Source organism: Streptosporangiales bacterium (assembly GCA_009379955.1).
Classification (GTDB): domain Bacteria; phylum Actinomycetota; class Actinomycetes; order Streptosporangiales; family WHST01; genus WHST01.
In genome coordinates, this window is the sequence record WHST01000035.1 from 1 (window position 1) to 18,049 (window position 18,049).

At 72.6% G+C, this 18,049-nt stretch carries 14 protein-coding genes and 1 pseudogene; 10 read left to right on the forward strand and 5 right to left on the reverse strand.

What is annotated here, in order from left to right; all coding sequences use genetic code 11:
- The first annotated feature begins 151 nt into the window (after positions 1-151).
- Entirely contained in the window at positions 152-940 is a 789-nt protein-coding gene (locus GEV10_12755) for a methyltransferase domain-containing protein (GenBank protein ID MQA79326.1), read from the forward strand.
- A 41-nt stretch (positions 941-981) separates the two neighbouring features.
- Entirely contained in the window at positions 982-3,762 is a 2,781-nt protein-coding gene (locus GEV10_12760; protein ID MQA79327.1) for an FAD-binding protein, read from the forward strand.
- A gap of 35 nt (positions 3,763-3,797) precedes the next feature.
- On the opposite strand, the pseudogene GEV10_12765 reads toward GEV10_12760, so the two are convergent.
- Positions 3,798-4,955 (reverse strand): annotated as a pseudogene (locus GEV10_12765) (amino acid permease).
- Positions 4,956-5,061: 106 nt separating this feature from the next.
- On the opposite strand from GEV10_12765, the gene GEV10_12770 reads away from it, so the two are divergent.
- From GEV10_12770 to GEV10_12800, 7 genes are all read left to right on the forward strand, one after another.
- Positions 5,062-5,553 carry a winged helix-turn-helix transcriptional regulator gene (locus tag GEV10_12770; protein ID MQA79328.1) on the forward strand — a complete coding sequence of 164 codons (492 nt, stop codon included), beginning with the start codon at positions 5,062-5,064 and terminating at the stop codon, positions 5,551-5,553.
- A 70-nt stretch (positions 5,554-5,623) separates the two neighbouring features.
- Positions 5,624-7,057, forward strand: a complete 1,434-nt coding sequence (locus tag GEV10_12775) for a DUF222 domain-containing protein (GenBank protein ID MQA79329.1) — start codon at positions 5,624-5,626, stop codon at positions 7,055-7,057.
- Positions 7,058-7,111: 54 nt separating this feature from the next.
- A complete protein-coding gene (locus GEV10_12780) occupies positions 7,112-7,882 on the forward strand; it encodes a methyltransferase domain-containing protein (GenBank protein ID MQA79330.1) in 771 nt (256 codons plus the stop codon).
- Between the two features lie 56 nt (positions 7,883-7,938).
- Positions 7,939-8,979, forward strand: a complete 1,041-nt coding sequence (locus GEV10_12785; GenBank protein MQA79331.1) for an enterochelin esterase — start codon at positions 7,939-7,941, stop codon at positions 8,977-8,979.
- On the forward strand, positions 8,976-9,815 hold the full coding sequence (locus tag GEV10_12790; GenBank protein ID MQA79332.1) for a hydrolase: 840 nt from the start codon (positions 8,976-8,978) through the stop codon (positions 9,813-9,815). Before GEV10_12785 ends, GEV10_12790 begins: the two co-directional genes overlap by 4 nt.
- A gap of 234 nt (positions 9,816-10,049) precedes the next feature.
- On the forward strand, positions 10,050-11,282 hold the full coding sequence (gene fdhA, locus GEV10_12795) for a formaldehyde dehydrogenase, glutathione-independent (protein ID MQA79333.1): 1,233 nt from the start codon (positions 10,050-10,052) through the stop codon (positions 11,280-11,282).
- Positions 11,283-11,325: 43 nt separating this feature from the next.
- The gene (locus tag GEV10_12800; protein MQA79334.1) at positions 11,326-12,336 is read left to right on the forward strand and encodes an aldo/keto reductase; all 1,011 of its coding nucleotides are present in this window, start codon (positions 11,326-11,328) and stop codon (positions 12,334-12,336) included.
- 33 nt (positions 12,337-12,369) lie between these two features.
- On the opposite strand, the gene GEV10_12805 is transcribed toward GEV10_12800, so the two are convergent.
- Positions 12,370-12,576 carry a hypothetical protein gene (locus tag GEV10_12805; GenBank protein MQA79335.1) on the reverse strand — a complete coding sequence of 69 codons (207 nt, stop codon included), beginning with the start codon at positions 12,574-12,576 and terminating at the stop codon, positions 12,370-12,372.
- A 117-nt stretch (positions 12,577-12,693) separates the two neighbouring features.
- On the opposite strand from GEV10_12805, the gene GEV10_12810 reads away from it, so the two are divergent.
- A complete protein-coding gene (locus tag GEV10_12810; protein MQA79336.1) occupies positions 12,694-13,962 on the forward strand; it encodes a hypothetical protein in 1,269 nt (422 codons plus the stop codon).
- Positions 13,963-14,448: 486 nt separating this feature from the next.
- Here the strand turns inward: GEV10_12810 and GEV10_12815 are convergent, their stop codons facing one another.
- From GEV10_12815 to gcvT, 3 genes are all read right to left on the reverse strand, one after another.
- Complete coding sequence (locus tag GEV10_12815) at positions 14,449-15,915, reverse strand: MFS transporter (protein MQA79337.1); 1,467 nt, start codon at positions 15,913-15,915, stop codon at positions 14,449-14,451.
- A 3-nt stretch (positions 15,916-15,918) separates the two neighbouring features.
- Positions 15,919-16,851, reverse strand: coding sequence for a helix-turn-helix domain-containing protein (locus GEV10_12820; protein MQA79338.1), 933 nt, complete (start codon positions 16,849-16,851; stop codon positions 15,919-15,921).
- A 64-nt stretch (positions 16,852-16,915) separates the two neighbouring features.
- A complete protein-coding gene (gcvT, locus tag GEV10_12825) occupies positions 16,916-18,022 on the reverse strand; it encodes a glycine cleavage system aminomethyltransferase GcvT (protein MQA79339.1) in 1,107 nt (368 codons plus the stop codon).
- Positions 18,023-18,049: the final 27 nt, after the last annotated feature.

Here is an 18,049-nt window from a genome sequence, read left to right on the forward strand (position 1 = left end):
AGCCCGCCGAGCATCTCCGCAGCGAACGCCACCAGCCGCGGCCTGACCTGGTCCATCTCCTCCGGGGTCACGGATCAGAACACGACCACATCACGAGCCGGATCAGCGGTAGCGACACACGTAACAAAGTACTACTAGTGGCAGCGTCCTAATGGCGGCGTCGAGCGCCTTCGAACCCGGGGCGTCGCGATGGCTCGCCAACGTCGACAAGGTCCGTCAGGTCGTCCGGCAGGAGCTCGTCGCCAGGCAGCTGGCGTACCACCTCGGTGACGGGTCCGCCCGAGTGCTCGACGTCGGCTGCGGGCAGGGCACCCAGGCGATCCGCCTCGCCCGCGCGGGGCACCGGGTCACCGGGCTCGACACCAGTGACCGCATGCTCGACGCGTGCCGCACGGCGTTGGCCGAGGAGGAGGACGACGACACCCGCGCGCGGGTCGAGCTCGTCCAGGGCGACGGCGGCACCGCGCTCGACCTCTTCGGGCCGGCGTCGTTCGACGCGGTCCTGTGCCACGGCGTCCTGATGTACCTCCCCGACCCCACTCCCCTGCTGCGGAGCCTCGTGACCACCCTCGCCCCCGGTGGGGCGCTCTCGGTGCTCGCGAGGAACGGGGACGCGCTCGCGCTCCGCCCGGCGCTGCTGGGCAACTGGGAGCAGGCGCGCGACGCGTTCACGTCGCCGGCGATGTACGTCAACCGGCTCGGCATCGAGGCCAGGGCGGACCGGCTGGAGGACCTCGTCGCCATGGTGCGCTCGCTCGATCTCGAGGTCGAGGCCTGGTACGGCGTGCGCGCCCTCAGCGACGCCCTGGCCGACACCGCGGCGCCGCCGTCGAACATCGCCCTGGTCCTCGAGTGCGAGGAACAGGCGGGCCGCACCGACCCGTACCGCGGGATCGCCGCACTCCTCCACCTCATCGGACGCGTCCCGGAGCGCTCGTGACCGGTGACGCCGCCGGCCTGCGCGCGGCGCTCGTCAGGGAGCTGCCCGCGGCGGTCCGCACCGACACGACCACGCGGGGTGCGTACGCCGGTGACGCGTCGCTGTACCGCCACGTGCCCGCGGCCGTGCTGCTCCCGCGCAGCACCGACGACGTCGTCCACGCGCTCGCCCTCGCTCGCGAGCACGGCGTGCCCGTCACCTCTCGCGGCGGCGGCACGTCCATCGCCGGCAACTCCGTCGGTCCCGGGCTCGTCGTCGACTTCTCCCGGCACCTGGACCGCGTCGTCCGGGTCGACCCCGACACCGCGACCGCCGTCGCCGAGCCGGGCGCGATCTGCGACGCGGTGAGCGCGGCGGGCGCGCCGTACGGCCTCGTCTTCCCGCCTGACCCGTCCACCCACGCCCGCTGCACGATCGGCGGGATGGTCGGCAACAACTCCTGCGGCGCCCACTCCGCGGCGTGGGGCACGACCGCCGACCACGTGCGGGAGCTCGAGGTGCTGCTGCCCGACGGTCGCATCGTCACCCTGCGACGCGGTGGCACGGGCGACGCTGCACTCGACGAGGCACTGCGCGGGCTGCGCGACGCCCACCTGGAGACGTTGCGCACCGAGCTCGGCAGGTTCCGCCGACAGGTGTCCGGGTACGCGCTGCACCGACTGCTCCCGGAGAACGACTTCGACACGGCGAGGGCGTTCGTCGGCAGCGAGGGCACGTGCGGTGTCGTGCTGTCGGCGACCGTCGGCCTGGTGCCGACGCCTGCCGTGACGGCCCTGCTGGTGCTCGGCTTCCCCGACGTCATCGCGGCGGCGGAGGTGGCGCCCGACCTGCCGGCCCTCGGCGCGTTGACCGCTGAGGGCCTCGACGCCGAGCTCGTCGAGACGGTGCGCAGGAGCCCGGGACGAGGCAGGGTCGGCGACGGCCTGCCGGAGGGTCGCGGCTGGCTGATGTGCGAGGTCGGCGGCGCCACGCCGGCCGAGGCCAGGGCGACCGCGCAGCGGATCGCGTCCACGGTCCCCGGGGCCACCCACCTGATCACCGACGACCCCGCGACCACCAGGGCGCTGTGGCGGGTGCGCGAGGACGGTTCCGGGCTGGCGACCAGGGCGGCGAGCGGCACCGAGGCGTGGCCGGGCTGGGAGGACGCCGCCGTCCCGCCGCACAACCTTGCGGCGTACCTCACGGACTTCCGCGACCTCATGCACAAGCACGGCCGCACCGGGGTCCTCTACGGGCACTTCGGCGAGGGCTGCGCCCACGTACGGGTCGACTGGCCGTTGCACGAGCCCGGCGGCATCGCGGGCTACCGGAGCTTCGTCGAGGACGCCGCCGATCTCGTCGCCTCGCACGGCGGCAGCGTGTCGGGCGAGCACGGCGACGGGCGGGCGCGCTCGGAGCTGCTGTCCCGGATGTACTCGCGCGACGCAATGGCGGCGTTCGGCGCGTTCAAGCACGCGTTCGACCCGACCGGCATGCTCAACCCGGGCATCGTCGTCGACCCCGCACCGCTCGACGCCGACCTGCGGTTCGGACCGCCGAAGCGACCGGCGGCGTTCGTCCCCGTGCAGGCGCTGCACGCCGACGGCGGGTCGTTCACCGGCGCCGTGCGCCGCTGCGTCGGCGTGGGCAAGTGCCGGGTGCCGTCGGGCACCGCGATGTGCCCGTCGTACCAGGCCACGAGGGACGAGGTGCACTCCACGCGCGGCCGCGCCCGGTTGCTGGCGGAGATGCTCGAGGGCGACGTCATCCGCGACGGCTGGCGGTCGACCGAGGTGCGCGACGCGCTCGACCTGTGCCTGAGCTGCAAGGCGTGCAAGAGCGACTGCCCCGTCGACGTCGACATGGCCACGTACAAGGCCGAGTTCCTCTACCACCACCACGCCGGCCGGCTCCGTCCGCGCACCCATTACTCCCTGGGCTGGCTCCCGGTCTGGCTGCGGCTCGCCCAGGGCGCCCCCGGCGTGAGCGGCCTCGTCGGCCGCACGCCCGCACTCGCGACGCTCGCCCGCGCGGTCGCGGGCATCGACCAGCAGCGCGACATCCCGCGGCTGCCGGCGACGACCCTGCGCCGTGCCTTCCGCCGCCGCGGCTCACGGGGCAGCGGACGTGCGGGCACGATCGTGCTCTGGCCGGACAGCTTCACCAACCTGCTCGAGCCCCGCGTCGGCGCCGCCGCGGTCGAGGTGCTCGAGGCACTCGGCTACCGCGTCGTCCTGCCCCGCGGCCCGGTGTGCTGCGGCCTCACCTGGTACTCGACCGGCCAGCTCGACATCGCGCGCAGGATCGTCCGCCGGTCACTCGCCACGCTCACCCCGTATCTCGACGCCGGCTACCCGATCCTCGGGCTCGAACCGTCCTGCACGTCGACGCTGCGCGACGACGCCAGGGAGCTCCTCCCCGGCGACCCCCTGGCCGACCGTGTCGCCGCCTCGTTGACGACGCTCCCCGAACTGCTCGCCGACCGCGACGACCTTCCGTTCGCCGACCTCGACGTCGACGCCGTCGTCCAGGTGCACTGCCACCAGACCTCGACCCGCGGCGCGGCCGGCGACCTCTCGCTGCTCCGCAGCGTCGGCGTCCGTCCCGACCAGGCCGGCCCCGGCTGCTGCGGCCTCGCCGGCGACTTCGGCTTCGCCGACGGGCACTACGAGGTCTCGCAGGCCTGCGCCGAGCAGTCCCTGTACCCGAAGGTCCGCTCCGCCTCCACCGACACTCTCGTCGTCGCCGATGGCCTCTCGTGCCGCACCCAACTCGCCCAGGGCACCGGTCGCACCGCGCTGCACACGGCCGAGGTCCTCCGCCGCGCGCTGCACCGAGGCTGAACGTACGCCGCGACGATCACGAGCAACCCGAGGAGCACCGCCCACCCGGTGAAGGCCAGGACGCCGAGCACTGCGACGAACGCCACGGCCGCCGCGACCCGTACCGGCCCCCGGAGGATCCGTGCGGCAGCCGCGGTGCACCCGAGATAGACGACGAGGAACAACGTCGTCGGAAGAGCCACCAGCTGAGCGGTGGTGACGATGCCGGTCGCCACGCCGCCGAGCAGCAGCATCCCCGCTGCCGCCACACCGAGCTGCAGCCTGCGCGAGTCGACCGGGCCGGTGCGCTCCGGTCGCCTGGCCCGTAGCTCGGCGACGAGCGCGGCCGCCCCGGAGAGGTACGCGTTGGTGGCGGCGAGCGTCAGCACGACCGCCGCGACCGTGGCCACGTAGGGCCCGGCCGCACCGACGGCGACGCGCAGCAGGTCGGCGAGCGGCACGGCACTGCCTGCGTCCGGCCCGAGCACGCCGACGGTCGCCGCGGCAAGCGCGAGGTAGACGGTCAGGGTCACGGCGAAGGCCACGCCGATGATCCACGGCAGCTGCCGGCGCGGGTCCCGCAGGCGCGAGGTCAGAGGCGCGACGGCCTCCCACCCGACGAACGACAGCATCAATGCCGCGCTCGCGCTGCCCACCGACGTCCACCCGTGCGGTGCGAAAGGGAGCCAGTTCGCCGCCCGCGCCGACGACGCCGAGCCGGCGACGGCCACGACGACGAGCCCGACCAGCAGGGCGACGAGCACGACCTGGACGGCTGTGCCGGTGCGTGCCCCGCCGAGCGTGAGCACGACGACGACGGCGAGCAGGGCCGCCGCCGCGAGCACGCTCGTCGTCCTGCCGCCCCCGACGAGGGCGGCGACGTACGTACCGCCGATCAGGCAGACGACCGGGGCGCCGAGCACGACCCCGAGGAGGAAGGCCCAGCCGACCGCACGCCCCGCGCGCTCCCCGAGGCCGGCGGTCGCGTAGCCCGCGACCCCGTCGCGACCGTGGAGCCGCGTGCCGAGGCAGGCGAAGACCCAGGCGAGCAGGCCGGAGACCACGAGCATGCCGAGCCACGCGAGGATCGACGCCGGTCCCGCCAGGTCGGCGGCGAGGCCGGGCAGCAGCAACAGGCTCGGGCCGAGCAGGGCGCCGATGTACAGCGCCGCGCCGCGGCTGTTGGACAGGGCCGGAGGAGGAGTCGCGTTCATGCCTCGAGCGTGCCCGGGATCGGCCGGCACGCGCTGGCAAATGTGGCCCACCAGAGGCCGATCCGCGCAACATCGTGCGGCCGTCTCTCCCGTTACCATGGCTGACATGCCGGAGAAGATCCGAGACAAGACAGATCGCGCCATCCTGAGCCACCTTCAGCAGGACGGCCGCGTCGCCAACGTCGACCTCGCCGAGGCGGTGTCGCTCTCCCCGTCGTCCTGCCTGCGGCGTACCAAGGCGCTCGAAGCCGACGGGCTCATCGCCGGCTACCGCGCCGAGCTCGACCGCGGGCGACTCGGCCTGGGACTCACCGTCTTCATCTCGCTGCGGGTCGAGCAGCACTCCAGGGAGACCTCGCAACACATCGAGACGGCGCTGGCCGAGATCCCGGCCGTCGTGTCGTGCCACGTCGTCTCCGGGGAGGCCGACTTCCTCGTGGAGGCGGTCGTGCCGAGCCTCGTGGAGTACGAGCGGCTGCTGCTCGACCAGATCCTGGCCATCGAGTCCGTGCGGGACGCGCGTAGCACGTTCGCCATCCGTACCGTGCTCGACCGCGGACCGCTGCCCCTCGACCAGCTCACCGGCGACGCGCGCTGACCTGACAGGCCATCCACAGATCCCTCTCGACCCACCGTCGACGTCGGCGACATGCCCTAGAGTCGCACACATGTTCGAGCCGAGGGTCGATGCTGATCCGGCCGGCGCCGTGGAGGCGTCGGCCCGGATGCTCGCGGGCGTGCCGGCGCGGCGGTCGGTGCCGCCGGCCGAGCTGGTCACGCGCGCGCCGTCGCCCTCTGTAGTGAGCGCGCTGGTCGAGGCCTGCGGGGGCGACCTCGACCACGACGGTCTGCTCGATGCGGTCGCCGTGGCGCAGCGGTGCGTCGGCTGGTTGCTGGGGTTGCAGCACGACCTGGTGGCCCGGCTCCTCGAGTCGCCGTTGCCCGGCACTCCGGGAGACTCGCCCGAGTACACGCAGGAGGAGTTGCAGTGCGAGCTGCTGACCACGCCGCACCAGGCCGGCACCCTGGTGACGGTCGCCGGTGACCTCGCGACCCGGCTGACGGGCACCCGCGAGCTGCTCGCCGCCGGTCGGCTGAGCATCGAGCGGGTGCGGTTCCTGTCCCGGCACACCGTGCACCTCGACGACTCCCAGTGCGCAGCGGTCGAGGTGCTGATCCTGCCCGACGCACCGGAGCAGACCGAGCCGGAGTTCCGCCGCGCGGTGCGCAAGGCGGTGCTCGAAGTCGATCCCGCCGACGCCGAGCGGCGACACGCCCGCGCGGTCGACGCCCGCACCGTGACGAGGATCCCCCTGCCCGACGGCATGGTCGGGCTGTGGCTCGAGCTGCCGGCCGAGTCGGCGCAGCTGGTGTGGTCGGCGGCCGAGAAATGGTCCAGACCGGACGGCCTCTACGACCGCCGTACCGCCGACCAGCGCCGCGCCGACGCGCTCGTCGCGATCTGCACGGCCGCGCTGTCCGGTCACCTGCGCATCCGGACCGGCCTGCCGGTCGCAGACGTGCAGGTCACCGTCTCCCTCGACACCCTCCTCGGCGATATGGAGGCCCCGGGCGACCTCGCCGGCTACGGCCCCGTGACCCCGTCGGTCGCCCGGGCCATCGCGGAGCGGGCCGGCGCCCGCTTCACCCGCCTCGTCGTCCATCCCGACACCGGCGCGATGCTCTGCGTCGACCCGGTGACCTACGGCTCGCGCGACGAGCTCGTCACCCATGCCCACGATCCACCGCCGCCGATCGAGCACTCGCGCGCATGCGCGGGTGCCCGGTCCGTCGATGGCCGGCATCCCGATCCCTACCGGCCCACGGTGCGCCAGCAGCGGGCGGTCCGGGCGCGCGACCCCGTCTGCACGTTCCCCGGATGCTCCCGCCCCGCAGCGCGCTGCGAGATCGACCACGTCACGCCGTACGGTGACGGCGGTCCGACATGCCTGTGCAACCTGCGTCCCGGTTGCAAACGACACCATCAGGCCAAGACGGCAAAGGTCTGGCGACTGGAGCACGATCTCGACGGGTCCTGCACGTGGATCGGCCCGACCGGCCGCGGTTACCGTTCCGCGCCGTACGACCACCGCCCCGGCTGACGCGGCCGCGGGGCGCGGTTGCCTCGATCAGCTGGTCGTCGGCAGACTCGTCCGGTGACCGAGCCGAGGACGTTCGAGGACCTGTTGGCCGAGGGCGACGCCGTCCCCGTCGAGGGGTGGGACTTCTCCTGGTTCGAGGGACGGGCGAGCGAGGATCGGCCGTCGTGGGGGTACGCCCGACTGCTCGGCGAACGGATGGCCGAGGCGTCCGCCGGTCTGGACGTCCAGACCGGCGGTGGCGAAGTGCTCGCCGGCATCTCGACGGCACCGCCGGTCCTGCGGGCGACCGAGGCGTGGCCGCCCAACCTGGAGGTGGCCAGGCACAACCTGGCACCGCTCGGTGGGGAGGTAGTCGCCGCGCCGGAGAACGGCGAGCTGCCGTTCGACGACGAGACGTTCGACCTCGTCGTGAGCCGGCATCCCGTCGTCGCGGTCTGGCCGGAGATCGCGCGCGTCCTCGCCCCCGGCGGAACGTATCTCTCGCAACAGGTCGGACAGGGGTCGGTGCACGAGCTCACCGACTTCATGATGGGGCCGCAGCCGATCGGTGACGAACGCAGCCCGCGGCGCGCGGCCGCGGACGCCGAGGCGGCCGGGTTGGTGGTGGCGGACCTCAGGGACGAGACGCTGCGGATGGAGTTCCACGACATCGCCGCAGTCGTGGTCTTCCTGCGGAAGGTCATCTGGATCGTCCCCGACTTCACGGTCGACGGGTACCGCGACCGGCTCGCGGAGCTGCACGAGACCATCGGGCGTGACGGGCCGTTCGTCGCGCACTCCCGCCGCTTCCTTATCGAGGCGCGCAAGCCCGCCGCACGACGTTAGGGTCGTAGGCGGGCGACGATGGGCGCAGTCCAGACGGGCGACGTGGAGGGAGCCGCATGCAACCGTGGTCGGGGCAGTGGGCCGGCGAGATGCACGAGCACGTCCTCGACAGCACGTTGCTGCGCGACAACCCGCTGGGTGACCCGCACGAACGCCCATTGTGGGTCTACACGCCGCCCGGATACACCGAGGAGACCGACCGCAGGTACCCGACCGTGTACGTCATCCAGGGCTACACCGGGCATCTTGGCATGTGGCGCAACCGTTCCGCGTTCCGCCGCCCTTTCCCCGAGCTCGCCGACGAGGTCTTCGCCGACGGCGTCGCGCCGCCGGGAATCGTCGTCTATGTCGACGCGTGGACCGCGTACGGCGGCAGCCAGTTCGTCGACTCCCCTGGCACCGGGCGCTACCACAGCTACCTGTGCGACGAGGTCGTGCCGTACGTCGACGCGCGGTACCGCACGCTCCCGGCACCCGAGCATCGCGGCGTCCTGGGCAAGTCGTCCGGCGGGTTCGGCGCGATGATCACGCCGATGCTGCGACCCGACCTGTTCGGCGGTCTCGCGACCCACGCCGGCGACGCGCTGTACGAGTACCTCTACCTACCGGAGTTCAGCAAGTGCGTGCGCCTGCTGCGTGACCACGACGGCGACATCCAGCGCTGGTGGGACGACTTCCGCGGACGCACGGCCTTCACGAAGCAGGGCGACGACACGCTCCTCATGACCCTCGGCTGCACCGCCGCGTTCTCCGCTGCCGACGACGGCACGCCGCTGCTGCCGTTCGACACCCGCACCGGCGTGCTCGATCCCGACCTGTGGCAGCGCTGGCTCGACTGGGACCCGGTCCGCATGGTGCCGAGGCACGCCGACGCGCTCCGGTCGATGCGCGGGATCTGGATCGATGGCGGCACCCGCGACGAGTGGAACCTCGACATCGGCGCCGAAGCGTTCCGGCAGGCGCTGCTCGACAACGGTGTCGACGAGGGTCGCATCGCCTTCGAGCTGTACGACGCGGGGCACGGCGGGATCGAGTACCGCTATCCGCTGTCCCTCGGCTTCCTCACCACCGCACTCTCCCCGGAAGGCTCCCGATGAACGTCACCCGCACCAAGATCGCCGTCGCCCAGTTCGCCGCGGGACCCGACAAGGCGGAGAACCTCGCGACGATCAGGCGGCTCCTCGTCGACGAGCTCCGGTCGCTGGAGAGCGTGAGCGAGGAGTCACCGGTCGACCTCGTCGTGCTGCCCGAGGCGGCCATGCGGGAGTTCGGTCCGCCGGGCGACCCGCTGGCGCCGCACGCCGAGCCTCTCGACGGTCCCTTCGTCGCCGAGCTCGGCAAGCTCGCTCGCGGCGCCGACACCAACCTCGTCGCCGGCATCTTCGAGCGCGGCGACGACGAGCGCGTCTTCAACACCCTCGTCGTCCTCGGCCGCGACGGGGAGCTCACGGCCACCTACCGCAAGGTCCACCTGTACGACGCGTTCGCGTACCAGGAGTCCGACCGGCTCATCCCGGGCATCGCCGAGCCGCCGGTGCTCGACGACCTGATCCCCGGTCTCAATCTCGGCCTGATGACCTGCTACGACCTGCGCTTCCCCGAGCTGTCCCGCTCGCTGGTCGACCGGGGCGCCGACGTGCTGCTCGTCCCGGCGGCGTGGGTCCGCGGCCCGCTGAAGGAGATGCACTGGAGCACCCTCGTCCGCGCGCGTGCCATCGAGAACACGTCGTACGTCGTGGCGTCCGGGCAGTGCGGATCGGTGTGTGCAGGCAACAGCATGGTGGTCGACCCCCAGGGGATCACCGTCGGTTCGCTCGGCGAGCAGGAGGGCGTCTTCACCGCCGAGATCGACCACGCACGGATCCGCGACGTGCGCACGACGAACCCGTCGCTGGCCAACCGCCGCTATCCGCAACCGCGGCTGGCCGGCTGACCGATCGACCACCGATCGAGGCATGCCCTACCCCTCTTGAGTTGACCTTGCCCGCGGCGTAGCGTCGCGCACACAGGGGCCCGAGACGGCCGAGCCAACGGGATGCGCCCGCGGCCGGCATCGTCCACTCACGCCGCATGTGCGCACGCCCGCCTGCGCCTCGGCCGCCGACGACGCCCTGCCCGTACACCGGGATCCGGGGAAGGCCGCACGTTCCGTCGGAGAGAGGCGATCATGGCGAGCACCAACAAGGCCGTCGAGTACAGGGGTCCTGGCAAGGTCGAGGTCAGCGCAATCGACTACCCGAGCCTGACCTTGCGTGACGGCCCCGGCGTCAACCCCGCCAACATCGGGCGCGAGTGCCCGCACGGGGCGATCCTCAAGGTCGTCTCGACGAATATCTGCGGCTCCGACCAGCACATGGTGCGCGGGCGCACGACCGCTCCGGAGGGGCTCGTGCTCGGCCACGAGATCACCGGCGAGGTGGTCGAGGCGGGCCGCGACGTCGAGTTCGTCAAGAACGGTGACCTGTGCTCGGTGCCGTTCAACATCGCCTGCGGACGCTGCCGCAACTGCAAGGAGGGGCACACCGGCGTGTGCCTCAACGTGAACCCGGAGCGTCCGGGATCGGCGTACGGCTACGTCGACATGGGCGGCTGGGTCGGCGGTCAGGCCGAGTACGTGATGGTGCCGTACGCGGACTGGAACCTGTTGCCGTTCCCCGACAAGGACCAGGCGATGGAGAAGATCCTCGACCTGACGATGCTGTCGGACATCTTCCCCACCGGCTACCACGGCTGCCACACCGCAGGCGTCACGACGGGCTCGACCGTGTACGTGGCGGGCGCCGGGCCGGTCGGCCTCGCCGCCGCGCACTCCGCGCAGCTGCTCGGGGCCGCGGTCGTCGTCGTCGGTGACATGAACGCCGAACGCCTCGCCCAGGCGCGCAGCTTCGGCTGCGAGACGGTCGACCTGACCCGGGACGCGTCGCTGCCCGACCAGCTCGAGCAGGTCCTCGGCATCCCGGTGGTCGACGCCGCCGTCGACGCCGTCGGCTTCGAGGCGCGTGGACACGGCAGCGACGCCGACCACGAGGCGCCGGCCACCGTCCTCAACTCGATCATGGAGGTCACGAAGGCGGCCGGGCGGCTCGGCATCCCCGGCCTCTACGTCACCGGCGACCCTGGCGCCGTCGACGAGGACGCGAAGGTCGGCAGCCTGTCGATCAGGATCGGCCTGGGCTGGGCGAAGTCGCACTCGTTCACGACCGGACAGTGCCCCGTCATGCGGTACCACCGCGGGCTGATGATGGCGATCCTGCACGACAGGGCGCAGATCGCGAAGGCCGTCAACGCCACGGTGCTGCCGCTCGACCAGGCCGAGCAGGGCTACGCCGACTTCGACCAGGGAGCGGCGAGGAAGTTCGTGCTCGACCCGCACGGACTGCTCGGGGGCAAGGCGGCCTGATCTCGCGGACGCCGCCGTGCCGCGCGCTCGATAGGGTCGAGGCATGGAATATCGACACCTCGGGCGCAGCGGGCTGCGCATCAGCGAGATCGCGTACGGCAACTGGATCACCCACGGCTCACAGGTCGAGGAGGACGCGGCCGTCGCGTGCGTCAACGCGGCACTCGACGTCGGCATCACGACGTTCGACACCGCCGACGTCTACGCGAACACGCGCGCGGAGGCCGTCCTCGGCCGCGCCCTCAAGGGGCAGCGCCGCGAGAGCCTGGAGATCTTCACCAAGGTGTACTTCCCGACCGGCGAGGGTCAGAACGACCTCGGCCTGTCGCGCAAGCACATCATGGAGTCGATCAACGGTTCGCTGACGCGCCTCGGCACCGACTACGTCGATCTCTACCAGGCACACCGCTACGACACGCACACGCCGCTCGAGGAGACGATGGAGGCGTTCGCCGACGTCGTGCACCAGGGCAAGGCGCACTACATCGGCGTCTCCGAGTGGCGCGCCGACCAGCTGCGCGCCGCCGCCGAGCTGGCGCGGGAGCTGCGCATCCAGCTCGTCTCCAACCAGCCGCAGTACTCCATGCTGTGGCGGGTCATCGAGCCCGAGGTCATCCCCACGAGCAAGGAGCTCGGCATCGGGCAGATCGTGTTCTCGCCACTCGCGCAGGGCGTGCTCACCGGCAAGTACAAGCCGGGCAAGGACTACCCCGAGGGATCGAGGGCGAGCGACGACGAGGCCTCGTACTTCATGCAGCGACTGCTGACCGACGACATCCTCGAACGGGTGCAGACGCTGCAGCCGCTGGCCGACGAGGCCGGCCTGTCGATGGCGCAGCTGGCGCTGGCCTGGGTGCTGCAGAACGACGCCATCTCGGCCGCGATCATCGGCGCCACGCGTCCGGAGCAGGTGCACGACAACGTCGTGGCCTCGGGTGTGAAGCTCGACGCCGACCTGCTGGCGAAGATCGACGACGTGATCAGCCCGCTCGTCGAGAACGACCCGGCGAAGACACAGAGCCCCGACCGCATCCGGTTGCGCGAGAGGCGCTGAGGACGCACGACCACGGACGAGGGCGGTCGGGAGTCAGGCCTCGAGACTCATCGGGCCGTAGACCTCACGGCCGTCCTCGACGAGTGTGACCTGCCGCACACCCGCGCCGGAGAGCGCGTGCCAGTTCTCGCCGAGCCACGACTCGGCGTCGGACTGCGAGGGAAAGCGTTCGACCACGTCGCTCGCGCCGACGGTGACCACACCTCCGTCGGCGCCTTCATACCGCCACTGCCAGGACATCCGGTCAGCGTACCCGCGCGTGCGTGCCCGACACGACGGCGACACCTCGGGGTGCTTGGATAGCCACGACCGATCGGTTCGAATCACCCACGCGTCGCGCACGAAGGAAAGGCAGCGATGACCCTCACCGTCAGGCTCGGGACCCCGGTACGCACCGCGCTCGCGGCGGTGCTCGCCGTTCCCCTCCTCCTCTTCGGTGCGTCGGCGCAGGCGGCGCCGACGGACGCCACGCGGGGCCTCTTCGGCACCCAGGACCCGGCGTTCGACGGCGCGTTCCGGCAGAGCCTCTCGATCCTCGCGCTGCAGGCCGCGGGTCACCCGGTGCCCCGTCCGGCGATCGACTGGCTGGTGACCCAGCAGTGCGACGACGGTGGCTGGAGTCCGTACCGCGCGGACCCGGCGAAGCCGTGCGTCGCCAAGTCGGAGGACAGCAACTCGACCGCGATGGCCGTCCAGGCGCTCGCGAGCGTCGGTGGACTCTCCGAAGAGGTGTCCGAGGGTGTCGGCTGGCTCACGACCAACCAGAACACCGACGGGGGCATCGGCTATAACGCCGGTGGCGCGTCCGACACCAACTCCACCGCGCTGTTCGTCCAGGCGCTGACGGCGGCCGACGAGGATCCCTCCGCCACCGAGAACGCGGGCAAGACCCCGATCGACGCGCTGCTCGGCCTCCAGCTCGGCTGCGACGCTCCCGCGGAGGGTCGCGGGTCGTTCGCCTTCCAGGCGGCGAAGACCCGCTCGGAGCTCGAGGCCAACGACATCGCCGCAGCCGCCGCGTTGTTCGCGCTGTCCGGTCAGGTCCTGCCGGTCGCCCAACCGGGCGAGGGCCGGCCGCGGCAGCTCAGCTGCGGCAGTGGCGCGGAGCCCGAGCCTGCACCTGACGCCGCCGGCCCGGCCGCCGCCGCGTACCTCGCCGGCGTGCTCGACGACAACAAGGGCACCGTGCCCGCGCAGCAGGGCGGCGGCAGCGACCTGGGCACCACCGCGAGCGCGGCCATCGGGCTCGCCGCGTTCGGCGCGACGGACGACGCGAACCACGCGATGGCGGCGCTCGTCAAGGGCGCGTCCACCTACACCAAGGGCCCCGACGGCAAGGATGCGCCGGCCGCGCTTGCCAACATCGTGCTCGCCGCCACCGCCACCGGCCAGGACCCGGCGAAGATCGCAGACAACGCGGTCGAGCGGCTCGCGGCCACCGGCCCGGAGGCCACGACCCCGACGCAGTCGGCGAGCCTCCTGCCGTCCCCGCTGGCGACCCGCGCCGCGAGCCAGGGCGGAGACAGCGGCGGCACCGGCAGCTGGGTGGCCCTCGCGGTCATCGGCGGCATCGTCCTCGTCGGCACGATCGTCCTCGTCGGCCGGCGCCGCGAGAACGCCGAGTAGGTCGATGCGGCGCGCCGCCGTCCGCACGCGCTTCGCTGTCGCCGCCGGCGCGGTCACGCTCGGCTGCCTCGCACCGCTCGCCGGTACGGCGCACGCCGATACGTACCGGTACTGGTCGTACTGGCACGGCGACGGCACGACCTGGACGTACGCGACGACCGGTCCGGCCACGCACCGGCCGGACGACGGTGCGGTCGAGGGCTGGCGCTTCACCGCCGCAGCCGAGGCGAAGGCCGCACGCCCGCGGACGACGCCGGCGTTCGACCGGATCTGCGCCGGGATCAGGATCAAGGCCGGGTACAAGCGGGTCGGGCTGGTGCTCGACCACGGCACCGCCGCGGACGCACCCGACGGCACGCGACCACCGCGCACCGAGCCGACGACGAGGTGTGCCGTGGTGCCCGACGACGCGACCGGCGCGGACGTCCTCGCGCAGGCCGGCCGTGTCCGGTACGCCACGAGCGGACTCGTCTGTGCCGTCGGCGGCTACCCGGCCCGCGGTTGCGGAGAGGCGGTGGGCGGGCAGTCGAGTGGACCGTCGACCTCGACCACGGCGTCACCCGCTCCCTCGGCCGCCCCGTCTCGTGCCGGCGATACGACCGGTGCGGGCACGACCACCGCGGTGGCCGGCGGCGTGGGTGTCGTGCTCGTCGCGGCCCTGGCCGGCGCGACCGCCGTGCGCAGGCGTCGCGAGAAGGGCTGACCGGGCGGACGGGTGCGGTCGCGGTCCATCAGGCGCCAGGCCGGCTGGAAGAACGGGAGCAGCGTGGCGACGAGGTAGGCCGTGCCGAACGCGACCAGCGCCCAGGTGATGCCCACGCCGGACGCGAGCCACCCGCCGAGTAGCCCGCCGACGGGGATGCCGGCCCAGGCGAGCGACCCGACCGCGCCGAGGACGCGCGCCCGCATCCGTTCGGGGATGCGCTCGAACTCCGCCGCACCGAGCAGCGGGTTGATCGCGCCGATGGACAGGCTCGTCACGGCGACGACCGTCACGATGACGACGAGGGAGTCGGTCCAGGCCAGCAGGAAGAAGCGCGGCGCCCCTGCGACGAGGAAGCAGATCGCGAACGTGATCCGCCGCGGCAGGCGGTGCGCGATCACGCTGAAGATCAGGTTGCCGACGAGCGCCCCCAGGCCCGCCGCGCCGCCGACGAGGCCGATGATCGTCGCGGAGCCGAAGACCGTCTTCGCCCACACCGGCAGCAGCACGGCGGTGTACGCCTGGTCCACGAGGTTCGTCGCGAGGACCATGAGGCCGATCGCCCGCAGCAGCGGGTCGTGGACGAGGAACCGCAGGCCCTCGCGCATGTCATCGACGTAGCCGCGGACGCCCGACCCGCCCTCGGGTCGGGCCGCCCTGGCGTGCGCCGGCCGCGGCACCCGTACGAGCGCGAGGATCAGGACACCGGCGACCCCGAACGTCGCGGCGTCGACGAGGAGCGCGTTGCCGGCGCCGATCGTCGCCGCGAGCACCCCGCCGAGCGGCAGGCCGACCAGGCTGCCGGCCCTCGACACACCGTCGAGCAGGCCCGCGCCGCGCTCGAGCGGGAGCCCGGCCGCGGTGACGATGTCGGGGATGAGCACGTGCTTGGCGTTCTCGCCCGGGCCGCGGACCGCGCCCAGTAGGGCGACGAGACCGCACAGCGCCCAGAACGGCAACCCGCCGGTGTCGTAGAGCACGACGGTCACGCCCAGGATCACGACGCTCGCGGCGTCGCACAGGATGCTGACCCGGCGTCCGCCGAACCGGTCGACCAGCGGCGCCGCGAGCGCCTGCAGCAGGACGTACGGCAGCATCTCGGCGAACGCGATGACACCGGTCTGCGCGGCGCTGCCGGTCGTGACGAGGACCAGCCAGGGCAGCGCCACCACCGACACGCGGGTGCCGGCCGCGGAGATGCCCGAGGCGACGAGGAGGCCGACCAGGCCGGCGCGAGGACCCGGGCCCACGGCTCAGGCCTCCTCGTCTCCGTCGCCGTCACCGTCGCCGGGTCCGGACTCCTGGTCGGCGGCCGGCCTGATCGTGCGGGGCATGAGCTGGTACTGCAGTGACACCGGCCGGCCGTCTGTCGGCACCCGCGTGGCGTCGTACCGCGGGTACCGGCGGATGACGTCCTGGATCTCCTCGACGAGCCGCGTGGCATCGTCGGGGGTCAGGGCCAGCAGCACGTCGGACATGTTGCCCACCTGCTGCCACTCGACCGGCATCGACGGACTCTCGGCGACGTGGGCCCTGATGGTCTCGATGTACTTGTCCGCGACGCCGCGCAGGTACTCCTCCGCGAGCGCGTCGGTCTCGCCCTCGTCGTCGGCGTCGGACGTGAGCATGGACCGGTCGAACCAGGTGGACCGGTGCGCAGACTTCCACCAGCGCTCCCGCGTCTTGCCCCTGCCCTCGTCCTCGACGACGAACCCGTACTCGGCCAGTTGGCGCAGGTGGTAGCTCGTCGCCGCGGAGCTCAGCCCGAGTCGCTGGGCGAGCTTCGTCGCGGTGGACGGCCCCTCGTGCCGGAGCAGGCCGAGCAGCTGGTTGCGCAGCGGGTGTGCGATGCCCCGCAGCGACCTGGCGTCGAGCAGGACGTCCCGCTCGGGGTCGAACCCGCGCGGGTACGTCCGTTCCTCGCCGGCCGCCGGCTCGCCGTCGCCGCTCATGCGGCGTGCAGCTTCGCCGTCGCCAGTCGGGTGCGCGCCTTGACGAAGCGCCGCTCGGCCTTGCGGACCTTCATGACGCGCTCGACGCGACGCACGCTGTCGGCCTCCTCGCGCAGCCGGGCGATCCTCTCCTGCACCACGATGTCGTAGCTCATCATCCTGCTCACCTCCGATGCCGAGAATACTGTGCAAAGGAACCTTTGCCAAGAGATCTTTGCATAGATTTCTCGGCATACGCTCGACGCTCCCGTACGTCGGGGAGACGGACGGAGCGTCGAGGTGTTGGTGGGCAGGACTCTCAGCGGGTGGAGGGCGTGACGAACGGCGGCTTCACCACGCGGGCGCGCGCGGTACGGCCGCGCACGTCGAGGGTGACCTCGTCGCCGTCGCCGACGCCGCGGTCGAGCAGCGCGAGCGCGATGCCCTGCTTGCGGGTCGGCGAGAACGTGCCGCTCGTGACGACGCCGACCGGCTCACCGTCCCTGGCCACGGTCATCTCCGGCCGCGGGATCGCGCGGTCGATCGCCTCGAGCCCGCGCACGACACGGCGCGCGCCCTCCTCGCGCTCGCGGGTGAGGACGTCCCGGCCCCAGAACGCCGGCTTCCGCCAGCCGACGGCCCAGCCGGCGCGCGCCTGGACCGGGGTGATGTCGAGGGTGAGCTCGTGCCCGTGCAGCGGGTAGCCCATCTCGGTGCGCAGCGTGTCGCGCGCCCCGAGCCCGGCCGGCTGCACACCGTGCGTGGCACCGGCGGCGACCAGCGCCTCCCAGACGCGGACCGTGTCGGCGGCGGTCGGCAGCAGCTCGTACCCGTGCTCGCCGGTGTAGCCGGTGCGGCAGACGACGACCCTGGTGCCGTTCCACTCCGCATCGGCGAAGGACATGTAGTCGTGCTCGTACGGCAGGCCGACGTCCTTCAGCAGCTCGGCGCTGCGCGGCCCCTGCACGGCGAGCACGCCGTACGCCTCGTGCAGGTTCTCGACCTCGACACCGGCCGGTGCCGCCGCCGCGAGCCGCCGGACGACCTCGGCGGTGTTCGCGGCGTTCGGCACGAGGAAGACCTCGTCGGGGCCGCGCAGGTAGGCGATGAGGTCGTCGACGACCCCGCCGGTCGGGTCGTCGCAGCACAGCGTGTACTGCGCCTGCCCGGGACCGATCCGGCCCAGGTCGTTCGACAGCGTGGCGTTGACGTAGTCGGCGGCGCCGGGACCGCGGACGACGGCCTTGCCGAGGTGGCTGACGTCGAACAGGCCGACCGCCTCGCGCACGGCGGTGTGCTCCTTGACCACGCCACCGCCGGTGTACTCCAGTGGCATCTCCCAGCCGCCGAACTCGGCGAACTTCGCGCCGTTCGCGGCGTGCCAGTCGTGCAGGGGAGAACGGATCAGGGCGGCGTCGTCGGTCATGGACGTGACGCTAGCAGCGGCGGCCCT